Annotated in this window: 11 protein-coding genes; 6 read left to right on the top strand and 5 right to left on the bottom strand. The window is 67.4% G+C overall.

Going from position 1 to position 17517, the window contains the following annotated elements:
• Positions 1-57 precede the first annotated feature (57 nt).
• From AC3DEZ_RS12285 to pbpC, 5 genes are all read left to right on the top strand, one after another.
• Complete coding sequence (locus tag AC3DEZ_RS12285; RefSeq protein WP_488388455.1) at positions 58-855, top strand: DUF3011 domain-containing protein; 798 nt, start codon at positions 58-60, stop codon at positions 853-855.
• Between the two features lie 78 nt (positions 856-933).
• Positions 934-1989: an S-methyl-5-thioribose-1-phosphate isomerase gene (gene mtnA / locus AC3DEZ_RS12280; RefSeq protein WP_488388454.1), complete on the top strand. Its 1056-nt coding sequence runs from the start codon at positions 934-936 to the stop codon at positions 1987-1989.
• Positions 1990-2330: 341 nt separating this feature from the next.
• The gene (gyrA, locus tag AC3DEZ_RS12275) at positions 2331-5036 is read left to right on the top strand and encodes a DNA gyrase subunit A (protein ID WP_488388453.1); all 2706 of its coding nucleotides are present in this window, start codon (positions 2331-2333) and stop codon (positions 5034-5036) included.
• Positions 5037-5216: 180 nt separating this feature from the next.
• Entirely contained in the window at positions 5217-10097 is a 4881-nt protein-coding gene (locus AC3DEZ_RS12270; RefSeq protein ID WP_488388506.1) for an alpha-2-macroglobulin family protein, read from the top strand.
• A 164-nt stretch (positions 10098-10261) separates the two neighbouring features.
• The gene (gene pbpC / locus AC3DEZ_RS12265) at positions 10262-12634 is read left to right on the top strand and encodes a penicillin-binding protein 1C (protein WP_488388452.1); all 2373 of its coding nucleotides are present in this window, start codon (positions 10262-10264) and stop codon (positions 12632-12634) included.
• A gap of 80 nt (positions 12635-12714) precedes the next feature.
• Here the strand turns inward: pbpC and AC3DEZ_RS12260 are convergent, their stop codons facing one another.
• Positions 12715-13191 (bottom strand): redoxin family protein, encoded by a 477-nt coding sequence (locus AC3DEZ_RS12260; RefSeq protein WP_488388451.1) that lies wholly within the window; start codon positions 13189-13191, stop codon positions 12715-12717.
• Between the two features lie 247 nt (positions 13192-13438).
• Here AC3DEZ_RS12260 and AC3DEZ_RS12255 point away from each other — a divergent pair, with 247 nt between their 5' ends.
• Positions 13439-14329: a DnaJ C-terminal domain-containing protein gene (locus AC3DEZ_RS12255; protein WP_488388450.1), complete on the top strand. Its 891-nt coding sequence runs from the start codon at positions 13439-13441 to the stop codon at positions 14327-14329.
• A gap of 407 nt (positions 14330-14736) precedes the next feature.
• Here the strand turns inward: AC3DEZ_RS12255 and pilH are convergent, their stop codons facing one another.
• From pilH to AC3DEZ_RS12235, 4 genes are all read right to left on the bottom strand, one after another.
• The gene (gene pilH, locus AC3DEZ_RS12250; RefSeq protein ID WP_141453090.1) at positions 14737-15129 is read right to left on the bottom strand and encodes a twitching motility response regulator PilH; all 393 of its coding nucleotides are present in this window, start codon (positions 15127-15129) and stop codon (positions 14737-14739) included.
• A gap of 107 nt (positions 15130-15236) precedes the next feature.
• Positions 15237-16220: a YhdH/YhfP family quinone oxidoreductase gene (locus tag AC3DEZ_RS12245; protein WP_488388449.1), complete on the bottom strand. Its 984-nt coding sequence runs from the start codon at positions 16218-16220 to the stop codon at positions 15237-15239.
• Positions 16217-16879, bottom strand: coding sequence for a DUF6438 domain-containing protein (locus AC3DEZ_RS12240; RefSeq protein ID WP_488388448.1), 663 nt, complete (start codon positions 16877-16879; stop codon positions 16217-16219). Before AC3DEZ_RS12240 ends, AC3DEZ_RS12245 begins: the two co-directional genes overlap by 4 nt.
• A gap of 16 nt (positions 16880-16895) precedes the next feature.
• The gene (locus AC3DEZ_RS12235; RefSeq protein WP_447101948.1) at positions 16896-17489 is read right to left on the bottom strand and encodes an LOG family protein; all 594 of its coding nucleotides are present in this window, start codon (positions 17487-17489) and stop codon (positions 16896-16898) included.
• Positions 17490-17517: the final 28 nt, after the last annotated feature.

Below are 17517 nucleotides of genomic sequence, written 5' to 3'. Positions count from 1 at the left end.
CATTCATGATGGCCGGGTAGATTCTCCAGTAACACCACTCACACGGATGGTCACGCCATGAAGTTCACCACGACCCGCGTCATGCACCGGATGTTGCCGCTGTTGTCGTTCCTGTCCCTGGGCTTGGTGGCCGCGAACGCGGCCGCCGCGCCGCAGGACCGCGGTTACGGCCGGCCGGGAGACGGCTATGGCCAGGTCGTCCGCTGCGAGTCCCAGGACGCCAAATACCGCCACTGCCAGGCCGACACCCGTGGCGGCGTCGAACTGATCCGCGGTCTTTCCAAGACCTACTGCACCGAAGGCCGCAATTGGGGCTGGGACCGCAACGGCGTCTGGGTCACCGGCGGCTGCCGCGCCGAGTTCCGCACGCGCGGCGGTGGCAACTGGGGTGGGGGCGGCTGGAACGGAGGCGGTTGGAATGGCGGCAGCCAGATCGTGCGCTGCGATTCCAACGACGAGCGCCATCGCACCTGCGCCATTCCGCGTGGCGGCTATGTCCGCCTGCATCGGCAGATCTCCAAGACCCGCTGCACCGAAGGCTACAACTGGGGGCGCGAACGTGACCAGATCTGGGTTTCCGGCGGTTGCCGCGCGGAATTCGCGGTGAGCGGACGTGGTGGTGGCGGCTGGAATGGCGGCAACGGGAACGGCGGTGGCTGGGGCGGCAACGATCGCATCGTGCGCTGCGATTCCAACGACAACCGTACCCGCCATTGCGATGCCAACGTCCGTCGCGGCGCCCGCCTGGAGCGGCAGATCTCCAAGGCGCCCTGCATCGAAGGCCGCAGCTGGGGCTGGGATCGGGGCGGTATCTGGGTGAACGGCGGTTGCCGCGGAGAATTCAGCGTCTGGTGAGCCTCCGCCGACGCGGCGGACAGGTACGAAGCGAGCCCCGCCCACGCGGGGCTTTTTTCCGCCCGCTACAATGGCGCGATGAACGACGCCTTCGACTACGCCCGCTACGACCGCATCCGTCCGATCCGCTGGACCGGCGACGCCCTGGAACTGCTGGACCAGCGCAAGCTGCCCTTCGTGGTGGAATACCTGACCTGCGCGACCAGCGATGAAGTGGCCGCCGCGATCCATGCGTTGGCGGTGCGTGGCGCGCCTGCGATCGGCATTTCCGCGGCCTGGGGCGTGGTGCTGGCCGCGCGCGTGGTGGACGCCGCCGACGGCGCACAGGCCGCCACGGCATTGGAACCGGCGTTGCAGCGGCTCAACGCCGCCCGTCCGACCGCGGTCAACCTGGCCTGGGCGCTGGCGCGCATGCGCGCGGCGCTGCACGGGACGGGCGCGGACTGGCGCGCGGTGCTGGAACGCGAGGCGCAGGCGATCGCCGACGAGGATCTGGCCGCCAACCGGCACATGGGCGAACTCGGCGCGGCCCTGATCGGGCAGGGCAGCGGCGTGCTGACCCACTGCAATACCGGTTCGCTGGCGACCGCCGGATTCGGCACCGCGCTGGGCGTGATCCGCGCCGGCGTGGCGCAGGGCCGGATCGGCCGCGTGTTCGCAGGCGAAACCCGTCCCTGGCAACAGGGGGCGCGGCTGACCGCCTGGGAACTGCAGCAGGATGGCATTCCCGCCACTCTCATCGCCGATTCGGCCGCCTCGCACCTGTTGAAGACCGGTGCGGTGCAGTGGGTGGTGGTCGGCGCCGATCGCATCTGCGCCAACGGCGATACCGCCAACAAGATCGGCACTTACCAGCTGGCCATCACCGCCCGCCACCACGGCGCGCGCTTCATGGTGGTGGCACCGTCGTCCACGGTGGACATGGCGACCCCGGACGGCGAGGCCATCGAGATCGAGGAACGCGACCCCGGCGAACTGCTGGGCATCGGCGGAGTCCGCACGGTGGCCGAGGGCATCGCCGCCTGGAACCCGGTGTTCGACGTCACTCCCGCCAGCCTGATCGACGCCATCGTCACCGAGAAGGGCGTGGTCGAGCAGCCCACCCTGGCCAGGATGCGGGCCGCGTTCGGCTGAGTCCGGCGGCCCAGGCGGCATCTGACCGGGCTCGGGGCTCCTGAACCACTCCCGGAATGGGGCGCGTCGACCGGGTTTCGCTGGCCATTGAAATGCGCTCGGCGATACCCCGCCGGTTTTCGCCATTGCCATCGCGCGCGCGCCGGAAGCGAGCCTGGCCGAACCCGCTGGCCGGGGCCTAACTGCTTGTTTCCGAGGCTGAAAACCGGGCGGAAAAGTCCCGTCTGTGGTACACTCCGCGGGTTGTAAAAACCTGCCTGAAACCCCGCCCGCGCTAGCGTTGCCGGCTCCGCCCCGGCAGGCCGGTTTCGGCTCGAAAAACCTGAGAATACGGAACCCGAATGGCTGATCTCGCCAAGGAAATCATCCCCGTCAACCTCGAAGACGAGATGCGCAAGAGTTACCTCGACTACGCCATGAGCGTGATCGTGGGACGCGCCCTCCCGGACGTCCGGGACGGCCTGAAGCCGGTGCATCGACGTGTGTTGTACGCGATGAACGAACTGGGCGCGCACAGCAACAAGCCGTACTACAAGTCGGCGCGTATCGTCGGTGACGTGATCGGTAAGTTCCACCCGCACGGCGATCAGTCGGTCTACGACACGCTGGTGCGCATGGCCCAGCCGTTCTCGCTGCGTTACCTGCTGGTGGACGGGCAGGGCAACTTCGGTTCGGTCGACGGCGACAGCGCGGCGGCGATGCGTTACACCGAGGCGCGGATGTCGCGCCTGACCCACGAACTGATGGCGGACATCGACAAGGAAACCGTCGACTTCCAGCCCAACTACGACGAGAAGGAACTGGAGCCGACGGTCATGCCGACCCGGTTCCCGAACCTGCTGGTCAATGGCTCCGCCGGCATCGCGGTCGGCATGGCCACCAACATCCCGCCGCACAACCTGTCGGAAGTGATCGACGGCCTGATCGCGCTGATCAACGACCCCGAGATCGACGTCGACGGCCTGATGCAGTACATCCCCGGTCCGGATTTCCCGACCGCGGGCATCATCAACGGCACCGCCGGCATCATCGCCGGCTACCGCACCGGCCGTGGTCGCGTGCGCATGCGCGCCAAGGCGGACATCGAGGTCGATGATCGCACCGGCCGCGAGGCCATCATCGTCACCGAGATTCCCTACCAGGTGAACAAGGCGCGGCTGATCGAGAAGATCGCCGAGCTGGTGAAAGAGAAGAAGCTGGAAGGCATCAGCGAGCTGCGCGACGAGTCCGACAAGGACGGCATGCGCATCTACATCGAGGTCAAGCGCGGCGAATCGGCCGAGGTGGTGCTGAACAACCTCTACTCGCAGACGCCGATGGAATCGGTGTTCGGCATCAACATGGTGGCGCTGGTGGATGGCCGTCCGCAGCTGCTCAACCTGAAGCAGATGCTGGAGGCGTTCGTGCGCCACCGCCGCGAGGTGGTGACCCGCCGCACCATCTTCGAACTGCGCAAGGCCCGCGCCCGCGCCCACATCCTGGAAGGCCTGACGGTCGCGCTCGCCAACATCGACGAGATGATCGAGCTGATCAAGACCTCGGCCAACCCGCAGGAAGCCCGCGAACGGATGCTGGCCAAGACCTGGCAGCCCGGTCTGGTCGGCGCGCTGCTGTCGGCGACTGGCGCCGAGGCCTCGCGCCCGGATGACCTGCCCAAGGGCGTCGGCCTGGTCAACGGCATGTACCAGCTGACCGATGTGCAGGCCACCCAGATCCTGGAGATGCGCCTGCATCGCCTGACCGGCCTGGAACAGGAAAAGCTGACCGAGGAATACAAGGAACTGCTGCACGTCATCGCCGGCCTGATCCGCATCCTGGAAAACCCGGACGTGCTGCTGCAGGTCATCCGCGACGAGCTGCTGAACGTCAAGGCCGAGTTTGGCGATGCGCGCCGCAGCGAAATCCGCCACAGCGAGGAAGACCTGGACATCCTCGACCTGATCGCGCCGGAAGACGTGGTGGTCACCCTGTCGCACGCCGGCTACGCCAAGCGCCAGCCGGTGAGCGCCTACCGGGCGCAGCGCCGAGGTGGCCGCGGCCGCAGCGCGGCGGCGACCAAGGAAGAGGATTTCATCGATCAGCTGTGGCTGGTCAACACCCATGACACCCTGCTGACCTTCACCAGCAGCGGCAAGGTGTTCTGGCTGCCCGTGCACCAGTTGCCGGAAGCCGGCTCCAGCGCCCGTGGCCGCCCGATCATCAACTGGATCCCGCTGGAGGAAGGCGAGAAGGTCCAGGCGGTGTTGCCGGTGCGCGCCTACGAGGAAGACCGCTACGTGTTCTTCGCAACCCGCAGCGGTACGGTCAAGAAGACCCCGCTGACCGAGTTCGCCTTCCGCCTGGCGCGCGGCAAGATCGCCATCAGCCTGGACGAGGGTGACGCCCTGATCGGCGTGGCCCTGACCGACGGCGGCAACGACGTGCTGCTGTTCGCCTCCAACGGCAAGACCGTACGCTTCGCCGAGGACAAGGTGCGCTCGATGGGCCGCACCGCGGCCGGCGTGCGCGGCATCCGTCTGGCCAAGGGCGAGGAAGTGGTCAGCCTGATCGTGTCCGAGTCCGCCGGTGGCGTGGACGAGGGCGAGGATGAAGGCGCCGAGGATGTGGCCGAGGCCAGCGAGGATGCCGTGACGGTGGTGGACGCCACCGGCGCGGATGACGCGGGGGAAACTTACATCCTGACCGCGACCGAGAACGGCTACGGCAAGCGCACCCCGTTGTCGGAGTATCCGCGCAAGGGTCGCGGCACCCAGGGCGTGATCGGCATCCAGACCAGCGAACGCAACGGCAAGCTGATCGGCGCCGTGCTGCTCGGGGGCAATGACGAGGTGTTGCTGATTTCCGACGGCGGCACCCTGGTGCGCACCCGCGCCTCGGAAATCTCGCGGGTCGGCCGCAACACCCAGGGCGTGACCCTGATGCGCCTGTCCGAAGGCGAGGTGTTGCAGGCGGTCGAACGCCTGGACGCCTCGCTGGAGGAGGACGAAGAGGGCGACGTCGATACCGCCGAATCCGGCGATGTCACCGCGCCACCGCCGCAGGCCTGAGGCCCGACCGGCAAACGGATCAAAAACCCCGGCCCGCGCCGGGGTTTTTCTTTTCCGGTGTTTTGGCCGCGTTGACCCCAAAGGCCCGCGATCCGCGTTCTATACTGCCGCCAAGACCGGATCAGGGACATGCACATGGAATCGTTGGATCCTTCCTTCCGCGACACGCGCGCCTTCGGGATGCGCGCGTTTTTCATCGGCCTGCTGGCGCTCGTCGCGCTCGCCGGGTGCAAGCGCAACGACACCGGGCAATTGCCCGAGGCCAGTGGCGAGGCGGTGCAGGCGCAGCGGCAGGAAGTGGTCGGTTTCGGATTGGCGAGCGCCTATCCGGATCAGCATGACGGCAGCCTGGCGATCGCGCTGGAGTTCAGCCGCCCGCTGGTGAGCTCGCAGGATTTCGATCAGTTGCTGGCCGTGACCGGCGCCAACGGCGAAACGGTCAAGGGCAGCTGGGTGCTGGACGACAAGGGCAGGATCCTGCGCTTCCCGTCGGTGGAGGCGGCCAAGGACTACGACGTGACTGTCCGCGCCGACCTGCTGGCCGCCGACGGCAGCCGCCTGGGCAAGGAGCTCAAGCAGCGCGTGCATACCGGCGAACTGGATCCGGCGATCGGTTTCGCCTCGCAGGGCAGCGTGCTGCCGGCGCGCGAGAGCCGTGGTCTGCCGGTGGTCTCGATCAACGTCAAGGAAGTCGATGTCGAGTTCCTGCGCGTCAACGAGAAGTCGCTGCCTAAGTTCTTCTCCGAGTACCAGCGCGGCGGCCGCCGCGGCAGCTGGGACCTGGACAGCGACTATGGCGACAATACGCCCATCGCTCAGCTGGCCGAACCGGTCTACGTCAACCGCTTCCTGCTCGGTGGCAAGCCGAACGAGCGCCTGCTGACCTACCTGCCGATCCAGGACATCAAGGAACTCCAGGAACCCGGCCTGTACTTCGCGGTGATGAAGCGCACCGGCAAGTTCGCCGGCGATTTCGAGACCGCGTTCTTCACCGTCAGCGATCTGGGCCTGCACACGCGCGCCTACAAGGATCAGCTGTTCGTCCATACCGCCTCGCTGCGGGATGGCGCCGCGGTGGGCGGGGTCGAACTGCGCGTGCTGGACGCCAAGGGCGAGACCTTCCTGACGGCCAAGACCGACAGCAACGGCAACGCGCTGCTGAAATACAAACTGGACGCGGGGCATGTGCTGATTGCCCGGCGCGGCCAGGACGTGTCGATGCTGCCGTTCAACCAGCCGGCGCTGGATCTGTCCGAGTTCGCGGTGGCGGGGCGCGAGCAGGCCTGGTTCGACGTGTTCGCCTGGTCCGGCCGCGATCTGTATCGCCCCGGCGAGACGGTGCGGCTTTCGGCGCTGCTGCGTGATTTCGACGGCCGTCCGGTCAAGGCGCAGCCGATCTTCCTGCGCCTGAAGCAGCCCGACGGCAAGACTTTCCGCGAAACCCGCCTGCAGCCCGGCGAACAGGGCTACTTCAACTTCGAGCAGATCATCCCGCAGGAAGCCCCGACAGGTCGCTGGCAGGTCGAGTTCCGCACCGATCCCGCCAGCAAGGAAGCGGTGCAGGGCATGACCCTGCGCATCGAGGAATTCCTGCCCGAGCGGATGAAGCTGGACCTGGATACCGTGCAGGCCACGCTCGCGCCCGGACAGCCGCTGCAACTGCAGGCCACGGCCGCCTATCTGTACGGGGCGCCGGCCGCCGGCAACCGCTTCACCGCGCGCCTGGCGGTGGCGGTGGAACAGCATCCGGTCGAGGCGTTGCCGGGCTACTTCTTCGGCGATCCCACCGTGGAGCTGCCGAAGGAAGCCAAGGACGTCGTCGACACCCAGTTCGACGACAAGGGCATCCATCGCGAAGCCATCGCGCTTCCGGCCGAGGCCAAGCCGGTGACGCCGATTGCGGCCGTCATCTCCGGCAGCGTCTACGAGACCGGTGGACGCACGGTGACGCGCACGCTGAAGCGCGTCATGTGGCCCGCCAGCGCGCTGGTAGGCGTGCGCCCGCTGTTCGACGACAAGGAGGGCGCCGACGCCAACAGCAACGCGGGCTTCGAGATCATGCGGGTGGACGCGGCTGGCAAGCCGCAATCCGGCAAGGGCCTGAAGGTGACGCTGGTGCGCGAGCACCGCGATTACCACTGGAACTACGACGAGGACGGCGGCTGGGACTACGACTTCACCCGCCGCTTCGAGAACCTGGAAGCCAAGGTGATCGATGCCGGCGCCACTGCCGCGCGCATCGACTATCCGGTGGAGTGGGGCGAGTACCGCCTGGATGTGTTCGATCCGGCGTCCGGCCTGACCACCCGCTATCCGTTCCGCGCCGGCTGGAGCTGGGACGACCAGAACCGCGGCCTCGATGCCCGCCCCGACAAGGTCAAGCTGGCACTGGACAAGACCGGCTACCAGGCCGGCGACACGTTGCAGGTGACGTTGACGCCGCCACACCCGGGCAAGGGTCTGCTGATGGTCGAAGCCGACCGCATGCTGTACGTGCAGGAGATCGACGCCAAGCCCGGCAGCCGCTTCTCCATTCCGGTCACCAAGGATTGGGAGCGGCATGACGTATATGTCACCGCACTGGTGTTCCGTGGTGGTTCCGCGCCGAGCAAGATCACCCCGGCGCGCGCGATTGGCGTGGCCCACGTGCCGATGGATCGCAAGACGCGCCGCGTCGCGGTCGGCCTGGCGGTGCCCAGGCAGATGCGGCCCGAGCAGGAACTGCCAGTCACCGTGAGCGTGCCAGAACTGGCCGGCAAGGCGGCGCATGTCACCGTCTCGGCGGTGGACGTGGGCATCCTCAACATCACCCGCTTCCCCGTGCCGGACGCGAACGCGCAGTTCTTCGCCCAGCGTCGCCTGGGCGTGGATGCGTACGACATCTATGGGCGGGTCATCGAGAGTTTCGAAGGCGGCAGCGCCAAGCTCCGCTTCGGCGGCGACATGGCGCTGACCGCGCTTCCACAGGCCAAGCGGCCGACCTCGCGGGTGCAGACGGTGGATCTGTTCGCCGGTCCGGTGAAGCTGGATGGCAAGGGCAACGCGCGCATCCGCCTGAGGGTGCCCGACTTCAACGGCACGCTGCGGGTGTCGGCGCTGCTGTATTCCGACGAGCGTTACGGCAACCGCGATCGCGAGACCCTGGTGCGCGCGCCAATCGTCGCCGAAGCCAGCCTGCCGCGCGTGTTGGCGCCGGGCGACCGCAGCATGGTGACCCTGGACGTGCAGAACTTCACCGGCAAGCCCGGCGAGTTCAGCGTGCGGGTGGAAGGCGAGGGTCCGCTGTCGATCGGCGAGTCCGCGCGCAGCGCCAAACTCGGGGCCGATGCCAAGACCACGCTGAGCTTCCCGATCACCGCCGGCGAGGGCTACACCACGGCCAAGGTGCGGGTGAGGGTGGACGGCAACGGCTTCAAGGTCGATCGCCGCTATGACCTGCCGGTGCGTGCCGGCTGGCCGGCGGTGCTGCGCTCGCGCACGCTAGTGCTGGACAGCCTGGCGCCGGTGGAGATGGGCGCGGGGCTGGCCGACGGCCTGATGGCCGGTTCGGTCAATGCCCGCATGCTGGTCAGCGCGCTGCCGCCGATTCCGTTCGCCAGCGCCCTGCAGGGCGCGCTCGAATATCCCTACGGTTGCGCCGAGCAGACCACCAGCAAGGGTTATGCGGCGCTGGAACTGGATGATGCGACCGCCAAGTCGCTGGGCATCGGCGGACTGGACGCGAAGAAGCGGCGCGAGCGGATGGAAGGCGCATTCGGCCGGCTGGCCTCGATGCAGGTGGCCAATGGCCATTTCTCGATGTGGGGCGACGACGGCTACGTCAATCCAGGCCTGACCCCGTACGTGGTCGAGTTTCTGCTGGATGCGCGCGAAGGTGGTTTCGCCGTGCCCGATGCGGTCCTGCAGAAGGCACTCAACCGCCTCAACGAGGATCTGCTGGCCGGCGGCGCGCAGTTCTATGGCTACTCGCAGCGCGATCACCTGAAGTTCGCCAACCAGGCCTACGCCGGCTACGCGCTGGCGCGGGTCAACCGGGCGCCGCTGGGCACGCTGCGCGCGCTGTACGACAACGAGCGCAGCAAGAGCCTGACCGGCCTGCCGCTGGTCCACCTGGGTCTGGCGCTGTCGTTGCAGGGCGACAAGGCGCGTGGCGCGAAGGCGATCGCCGAAGGTTTCGCCAAGACCGGGGATCGCCCGGACTACCTCGGCGATTACGGTACCCGCCTGCGTGACGATGCGCTGATGATCGCGCTGGTGCACGAGCGCAAGCTGTCCAAACCGGAGTACGACCGTCGCGCGGTGTCGCTGGGCCGTGAGCTGGATGCCCGCCGCAACAGCGGCTGGTTGTGGCTGAGCACGCAGGAGCAGGTCGCGTTGGCACGGCTGGGCAAGGCGCTGATGGTCGATCAGAAGAAGCTGGTGTCCGGCACCTGGAGCCTGGGAAGCGAAAGTGAAGCCATCGCACCGGGCAAGCTGTTCGGTCGTAGCCTCGATCATGCGGCGCTGGCGCGCGGCGCGCGCTTCGTGCCGGATGGCCAGCCGCCGCTGTACGCCAGCCTGGACGTGAGCGGCATTCCGCGCACGCCGCCGGCCGCCGACGAACGCCAGATCGGCATCGAGCGGCGCTACTACACCACCGACGGCAAGGAATGGAGCGGCGGCACGCTGAAGGAAGGCGAGGCCCTGATCGTCCGGGTCAGCATCACCCCGCACGCGACCATGCCGGATGCGCTGTTCACCGATCTGCTTCCGGCGGGCCTGGAGATCGAGAACTTCAACCTCGGCGACGCCAAGCAATGGGCCGACGTGGTGGTCGATGGCATCAGCGTCAGCGACCGCGGCAGCGCCGCGGACGTCAAGCACGAGGAATTCCGCGACGATCGCTATGTGGCCGCGCTGAAGCTGGACAGCGGCGATACCGCCAAGGTGTTCTACCTGGTGCGTGCGGTGACGCCGGGTACCTACACCGTGCCGCCGCCGCTGGTGGAAGACATGTATCGTCCGGACATCCGGGGCGTGGGCCGATCGAAGGTGGGCACCATCACTGTCGTGCAGCCGTAGGATGGGAACAGGAAATGGGGAATCGGAGATCGGAAATCGCTGGACTCCGGTTCCCTTGTTCCGAAGGCGGGAGGCAGGTGGCGTTGCGGATGCCGTGGTGGCCAACCCACATGCGGTGCGAATGTCGCCACCGACGTGATGCGTGACTGATGGCTGATTCGGAGATGTCCCACCGGCAACGCGCATGGCGGCGCCTGCGCGCGCTGCGCTGGCCAACCCTGCTGCGCTGGGGCACGGTCGTGGTGCTGTCTTCGCTGCTGGTGCTGGATCTGCTGTTCCCGCCGCCGCTGCCGAAGGCGCGCGACACCAGTACGCTGGTGGTCTCGGGCGACGGCACGCCGCTGCGCGCGTTCGCCGATCGCGAGGGCGTCTGGCGTTACCCGGCCACGCCGGAAAGCGTGTCGCCGCTGTACCTGGATGCGCTGCTGAACTACGAGGATCGCTGGTTCTGGAAGCACCCGGGCGTCAATCCGTGGGCGATGCTGCGCGCCGGCGGGCAATGGCTGCGGCGCGGGCGGATCGTGTCCGGTGGTTCGACCCTGACCATGCAGGTGGCGCGGATCCTGGACCCGCACACGCGCACGCCGTGGGGCAAACTCAAGCAGTTGCTGCGCGCGGTGCAACTGGAAGCACACCTGTCCAAGCGCGAAATCCTCTCCCTGTACCTGGAACGCGCGCCCTTCGGCGGCACCATCGAAGGCGTGGAGGCAGCCAGCTGGGCCTATCTCGGCAAACCGGCCACGCGTCTGTCGCAGGCCGAAGCGGCGCTGTTGGCGGTGCTGCCGCAATCACCCAGCCGCCTGCGTCCCGATCGCCATCCGGACGCCGCGCGAGCGGCCCGCGACAAGGTGCTGGCGCGGATGGTCGCGCTCGGCGTCTGGACGCCCGCGCAGGTGGAAGAGGCACGCATCGAACCGGTGGTGGCGCGTTCCCTGCAGCCGCCGTTGTCGGCGGCCCTGCTCGCCGAGCGCCTGCGCCAGCGGCAACCGCGCGCCGCGCGCATCGAGTCGACCATCGACGCGGACCTGCAGCGCACCCTGGAAGAGCGGGTTGCATCCTATTTCTCGCAGTTGCCGGCGCGCACCTCGGCGGCGTTGCTGGTGATCGACAATGCCAGCATGGAGGCGCGCGCCTACGTGGGTTCGGTGACGTTCGGCGACAAGGATCGCCTGGGCCACGTGGACATGGTCCAGGCCTGGCGTTCGCCCGGCTCGACGCTCAAGCCGTTCCTGTACGGACTGGCGCTGGACGATGGCCTCATCCATTCAGAAAGCCTGCTGGTCGACGCCCCGCAATCGTTCGGCGGTTACCGTCCGGGTAATTTCGACGCCGCGTTCAACGGTCCCATCGGCGCGGCGGAGGCATTGCGCCTCTCGCTCAACGTGCCGGCGGTGGATCTGCTGGATCGGGTGGGACCGGCGCGTTTCTCAGCGCGCCTGGCCAATGCCGGCATCAGCCTGAAGTATCCGCGCGGGGCGGTGCCGAACCTGGCGTTGATCCTCGGCGGTACCGGCGCGCGCCTGGAGGATCTGGTCGGCGCGTTCGCGGCCTTCAATCGGGATGGTCTGGCGGGCCGGGTGCGCTATACGCCACAGGATCGGCGCGAGGATCGCCGGCTGGTCTCGCCGGGCGCCGCCTGGATCATCCGCGAGATTCTGGAATCGCATCCGAGGCCGGGCTACGGGCAGGGCGCATTCGACACCGCGATGCGCCCGCGCGTGGCCTGGAAGACCGGTACCAGCTATGGCTTCCGTGATGCCTGGGCGCTGGGAAGCACACGCCGCTACACGGTCGGCGTGTGGGTGGGGCGGCCGGATGGCACGCCGCTGCCGGGTCAGTACGGCGCGGTGACGGCGCTGCCGCTGATGTTCGAGGTCATCGACAGCCTGCCGCGCACGCGTGGCGATGCCACCGCGCAGCCGCCACCGGCCAACGTGGCCGAAACCGAGATCTGCTGGCCGCTGGGCCTGGCGCCCGAGACGGATGCGCCGGAGCTGTGCCAGCGACGGATGAAGGCGTGGACGCTGGACGGTGCGATTCCGCCCACGCCGGCCGAGCGCGATGCGCGCCGCTGGAGCGCGGGCACCGAGGTGTTCGAGGTGGATGCGGCGACCGGCCTGCGCCTGTCCGCCGAATGCGCGCAGCCACACACGCCACGGACCCGGCGCATCGCCCGCTGGCCGGCGTTGGCATCGCCGTGGCTGGAGGCGCAGACCCGCGCGCAGTCGCGGCTGCCGCTGCTGTCACCGGACTGCGCGGACGATGGACGCGAGGCGTTGGAAGAAATGCGCATCGACGGCATCAACGATCGCGCCACCCTGGCGCGCGCGCCGGGCAGCGAACACGGCGTGCGCCTGCAATTGCGCGCACTGGGCACCGAGACGCGCGTGCAGTGGCTGCTTGACGGCAGATGGATCGCGGAAACCCAGGGCGCGCGCACGTTCGTGCGCGACTTCGACGAACCCGGATCGCACACGCTGACGGCTTTGGCCGACAGCGGCGCGTGGACGCGGGTGGGGTTCTCGATTCTGCGGTGAAGTCGCAGCTGTCTGCGTCATCCACGCGGCCGGAACAGGTGTCCGGCCGCCAGGATTCGTGCGAGGAAACCCTTGCGACGTCAGATGTTCGCCAGCACGTGTTCGGCCGAGGACACCTTGTACTCGCCCGGCGCTTCGACGAACAGGTTGCGGACCACGCCGTCCTCCGCGTACAGCGCGAAGCGGCGCGCGCGGATGCCCATGCCGTAGCCGCTGGCGTCCATTTCCAGGCCAAGCGCCTTGACCAGATCGGCGTTGCCGTCGGCCAGCATCAGCAGGCCGTCGGGTACGTGCTGGGTCTTGCCCCAGGCCTGCATCACGAACGGGTCGTTGACCGACACGCAGAACACTTCGATGCCGCGTCTGCGGAAGTCGTCGAAATGCTGGACGAAACTGGGCAGGTGCTTTTCCGAGCAGGTCGGCGTGAAGGCGCCGGGCACGGCGAACAGCACGACCTTGCGGCCGTCGAACAGGGCATGCGTATCGACGGTCTCGACGCCCTCGCGGATGCGCTTGAGGATGACTTCGGGAATGTGTTCGCCAATCTGGATGGTCATGGTCGGGTCCTGGTGTGGGAGGCTGAATGAAGTGTAGCCCGCCTCGCCGGTGCGGGACGTTACGACGGCGCTGGCGCGCGCGCTCCACCGCATGAACGTGGACGGCCATCCATGCCCGGGTCCGGCAGGCCGGCCGGCCCGGGCAATCGGTGCGACAGCCGCTAGAATTGGTCGTGGCGCCCGCCTTGCGGGCCATTCCGTTTTTCCAGCCGGCCACGGACCGGCATGGTTTTCCAGTGGAGCCCTGATGCAGTTCAAGGATTATTACGCGGTGCTGGGCGTGGAACCCAGCGCCGGCGACGCCGAGATCAAGACGGCGTACCGGCGGCTGGCACGCAAGTACCATCCCGACGTCAGCAAGGAGGCCGGCGCCGAGGATCAGTTCAAGGCGGTCAACGAAGCCTACGAGGCCCTGCGCGATCCGCAGAAGCGCGCGGCCTACGACCAGCTGCGCGCGCGCGGCTATCGACCGGGCGAGGAGTTCCGCCCGCCGCCGGATTTCGGCCAGGGTGGATTCGGCGGACAGAACTTCGACTTCGACGAGGTCTTCGGCAGCACCGGCAGCAGTGGCGGTGGTTTCAGTGATTTCTTCGAAGGCCTGTTCGGTCGCCGTGGACGCAGCGACGGCGCACAGGCGCGGGGACCGCAGGCGCCGCGGGATTCCCGCGCCAAGCTGGCGGTGCCGTTGCAGGCGGTGCATGACGGCGGCAGCGTGCGGGTGAACGTCAACGGCCGGCAACTGGAGGTCAAGGTGCCCAAAGGCATCAAGCCGGGCCAGGTGATCCGTCTGGCCGGGCAGGGAGGCAATGGCGGCAACCTGCTGCTGGAAATCGAATACGCCGCGCATCCGCAGTTCGAGGTGGATGGCCGCAACATCATCTACGTGCTGCCGGTGACGCCGTGGCAGGCGGTACTGGGCGCCGCATTGACCGTGCCCACGCTGGGCGGGGAGGTCGAGGTGAAGATTCCACCGGATTCGGAAGCCGGCCGCAAACTGCGTTTGCGCGGACGCGGCCTGCCGGGCAATCCCGCCGGCGATCAGATCGTGGAGCTGGAAATCACCGCGCCGCGTGCCGCCAGCGAAGAGCAGCGGGAAGCCTATCGCGACCTGGCCCGCGCCTTCGGCGAGAAGCCGTAGCACCCCCTTGTGGGAGCGACGTGAGCCGCGAGTCCCCGGGTTGTCGGCCGCAGTCGGGCATCGCGACTCACGTCGCTCCCACAGAATGAGACGGGAGGCGTGGTCGTTCAAAAAGGAAAAGCGGGCCACGGCCTGCTTTTCTTCATCACGTCGGCGCGCCGTGCGAATCAGGCCGCCGGCGGCTCCGGCAGTTCCCGCGCATTTCGCGACCTGGCCCGCGCCTTCGGCGAGAAGCCGTAGCACCCCCTTGTGGGAGCGACGTGAGCCGCGAGTCCCCGGGTTGTCGGCCGCAGTCGGGCATCGCGACTCACGTCGCTCCCACAGAATGAGACGGGAGGCGTGGTCGTTCAAAAAAGAAAAGCAGGCCACGGCCTGCTTTTCTTCATCACGCCGGCGCGCCGTGCGAATCAGGCCGCCGGCGGCTCCGGCAGTTCCCGCGCATTGAACACGCGTTCGATGACCTCGGCCAACTCGTCTTCCGAGAACGGCTTGGTCAGATAGGCCTTGGCGCCCTGGCGCAGACCCCACATGCGATCGGTGTCCTGATCCTTGGTGGTCACCAGGATCACCGGGATGTGCTTGGTGCTGGCTTCGCGACTCAGCGTACGGGTCGCCTGGAAGCCGTTGAGATTGGGCATGACCACGTCCATCAGCACCATGTCCGGCAGCTCGCGCTTGGCGACTTCCACGCCCGCGGCGCCGTCCTCGGCGGTGAGGGATTCATGCCCCAGTTTTTCGACGATGCGCTGGATGCCCAGCAACTGCGAAGGTGAATCGTCGACGATCAGAATGCGTGCCATGGAGTTCCCCAGATTTCCCCAAATGTCCCCGCACCGATTGTAGGAGCGGGCCGGCGAGAAAGAAACGGGGGCCTACCCGGACACGCCGTCGGGTCAAGCCCGACAGCTCAGAAGGTGACCAGGGTGCGGCCGAACGAGTCGCCGGAAAGCATGGTCCGGAACACCTCCGGCAGCCCTTCCAGGCTGGTTTCGCGGGTGCAGATGGCGTCCAGGCGGTCCGGTTTCCAGTCGTCGGCCAAATGCCGCCAGATGTCGTCGCGGGTGGCGCGCGCCGTGCCGGCCGAAGCCACGCCGACGAGCGATACGCCCCGGATGATGAACGGCATGACCGTCATGTCCAGTTCCGCGGTCGCGGCCAGGCCCGCGCTGGCAACGTTGCCGTAGGGCGCGGTCTGCGCCAGCAGGCTGGCCAGCATCGGTCCGCCCACGTTGTCCAGGCCGCCGCCGAAGCGCGCCGATTCCATCGGCCGTCCGGTCGCCAGCGCGTCGCGCCCCAGCACCTCGGCCGCGCCGATCGACTTCAGGAAGTCCGCGTGCTGGGCCTTGCCGCTGATGGCGTGCACTTCGTAACCGGCGCGGCTGAAAATGTTGACCGCCAGAGTGCCGACGCCGCCGGTGGCACCGGTGACCGCCAGCGGCCCGAGGTCCGGCGTCTGCCGGTTGTCCCGCATGCGGTACAGGGCGAGCGCGGCGGTGAAGCCGGCGGTGCCCAGGATCATGCTTTCGCGCAGGCTGAGCCCTTTCGGCAGGGGAATCACCCATTTCGCCTCCAGTCGCGCGTACTCGCCGTAGCCACCATCGCGGGTCTCACTGAGCCCGCAGCCGGTGACCAATACCTTGTCGCCTTCGCGGAACGCTGGGTCGGTCGAGGCGACCACGTGCCCGGCCACGTCGATGCCGCCGACCAGCGGAAACCGCCGCAGGATCTTGCCTTCGCCGGTGCCGGCCAGCGCATCCTTGAAATTGACCGAGGAGAACGCGGTCTTGATGACCACCTCGCCGGGGTTCAGATCATCCAGCGAAATCGATTCGATGCCGCTGCGGTAGCCGCGGTCGTCGTTGTGGATGCGGAAGGCGTTGAACGTGTTCATCGGGAGGCTTCGCAGTGAGGGGGCCGAAAAGGGACCAGCGCATCGTCGGGAGACGATTTCTTGCCCTGCGTGTAAGTATCGCAGGCCACCGAATCGAGTTGTTCGGCCAACTCGCAGAACACATCCGGCACGAGTTCCAGCGGTGATTCATCCGGCGGTGGGCGCCAACCATCTGATTGGCAGGGTACCGCGTATACGTCCACCGACCAGTCGCGGTTTGGCGTGTCAACGCCAATCCGGGTGCTGGCGCTGTCGGTGACCTGGCGGGAATAGTCCGAGCGCAACTCCCAGAAGCGCCCCTCTTCCAGGAGCGCGACAAGACGTTCGTGACGAGCGGGGCCAATCTTCCACGAGTAGCGGATGTTCTGCAGTCGGATTTCCCGCTCGCGTCCGTCAAATGGAAAATCCCCCGCGGTGTCCACAATGGTGGTTCCATCGGCTTCCACCGTCAGGATGAAATCGGGGCAGTTGCCGAAACAGCCGGTTCTCTCGAGCCGAAATGCGTAGTCGGCCAATCGATAGGGAGGTTTCGCGACCGGGAAAAAACCGGGATCGCGCCCGACCGCGAGGTGATATCCAAGAATCAATCCGGCCGATACGACAGCCAACGCCACTGCATGCAGAGCAATACGGCGTCGTTGGAAGCGCGGTTCGGCCATGGTCTGGTAAAGGGGCTCAACGCAGCGATTTGCGCCGCTTCTCGTCCATCCACTTCGATGCCTGGGCCGGCTGGTAGGCCTTCATCCAGTCGAACAGCGCGCCGATGTCCTCGCCGTGCCACAGGTCTTCGCGCTGCTCCGGGTGCAGGAAGCGTTCTTCCACCATGCGGTCGATCATGCCCATCAGCGGCGCATAGAAACCATCGGCATCCAGGAACGCGCAGGGCTTGTCGCCGATGCCGAGCTGGCGCCAGGTCAGCATCTCGAACATCTCGTCCAGGGTGCCGAAGCCACCTGGCAGGGCGACGAAAGCATCGGACAGATCGAACATGCGCTTCTTGCGCTCATGCATGTTGGCGACCACTTCCAGCCGGGTCACGCCCTTGTGCGCGACTTCCCAGTTCACCAGTTGCTCGGGAATCACTCCGACCACTTCGCCACCGCCAGCCAGCACCGCGTCGGCGACGATGCCCATCAGGCCGACGTTGCCACCGCCATAGATCAGTTGCAGGCCTTCGCGGGCGATGCGATCACCCAGCGCGACCGCGCGTTCGGCATAGAGGGGTTTGCTGCCGGCGTTGGAGCCGCAATAGACACAGATGCTTTTCATGGGGCGGGAATGGGGAATCGGGAGTGGA

The organism is Pseudoxanthomonas sp. 134C1 (genome assembly GCF_057773065.1).
The sequence above is the reverse complement of the archived record's forward strand: the minus strand, read 5'-3'. Positions and strand labels throughout refer to the sequence as shown.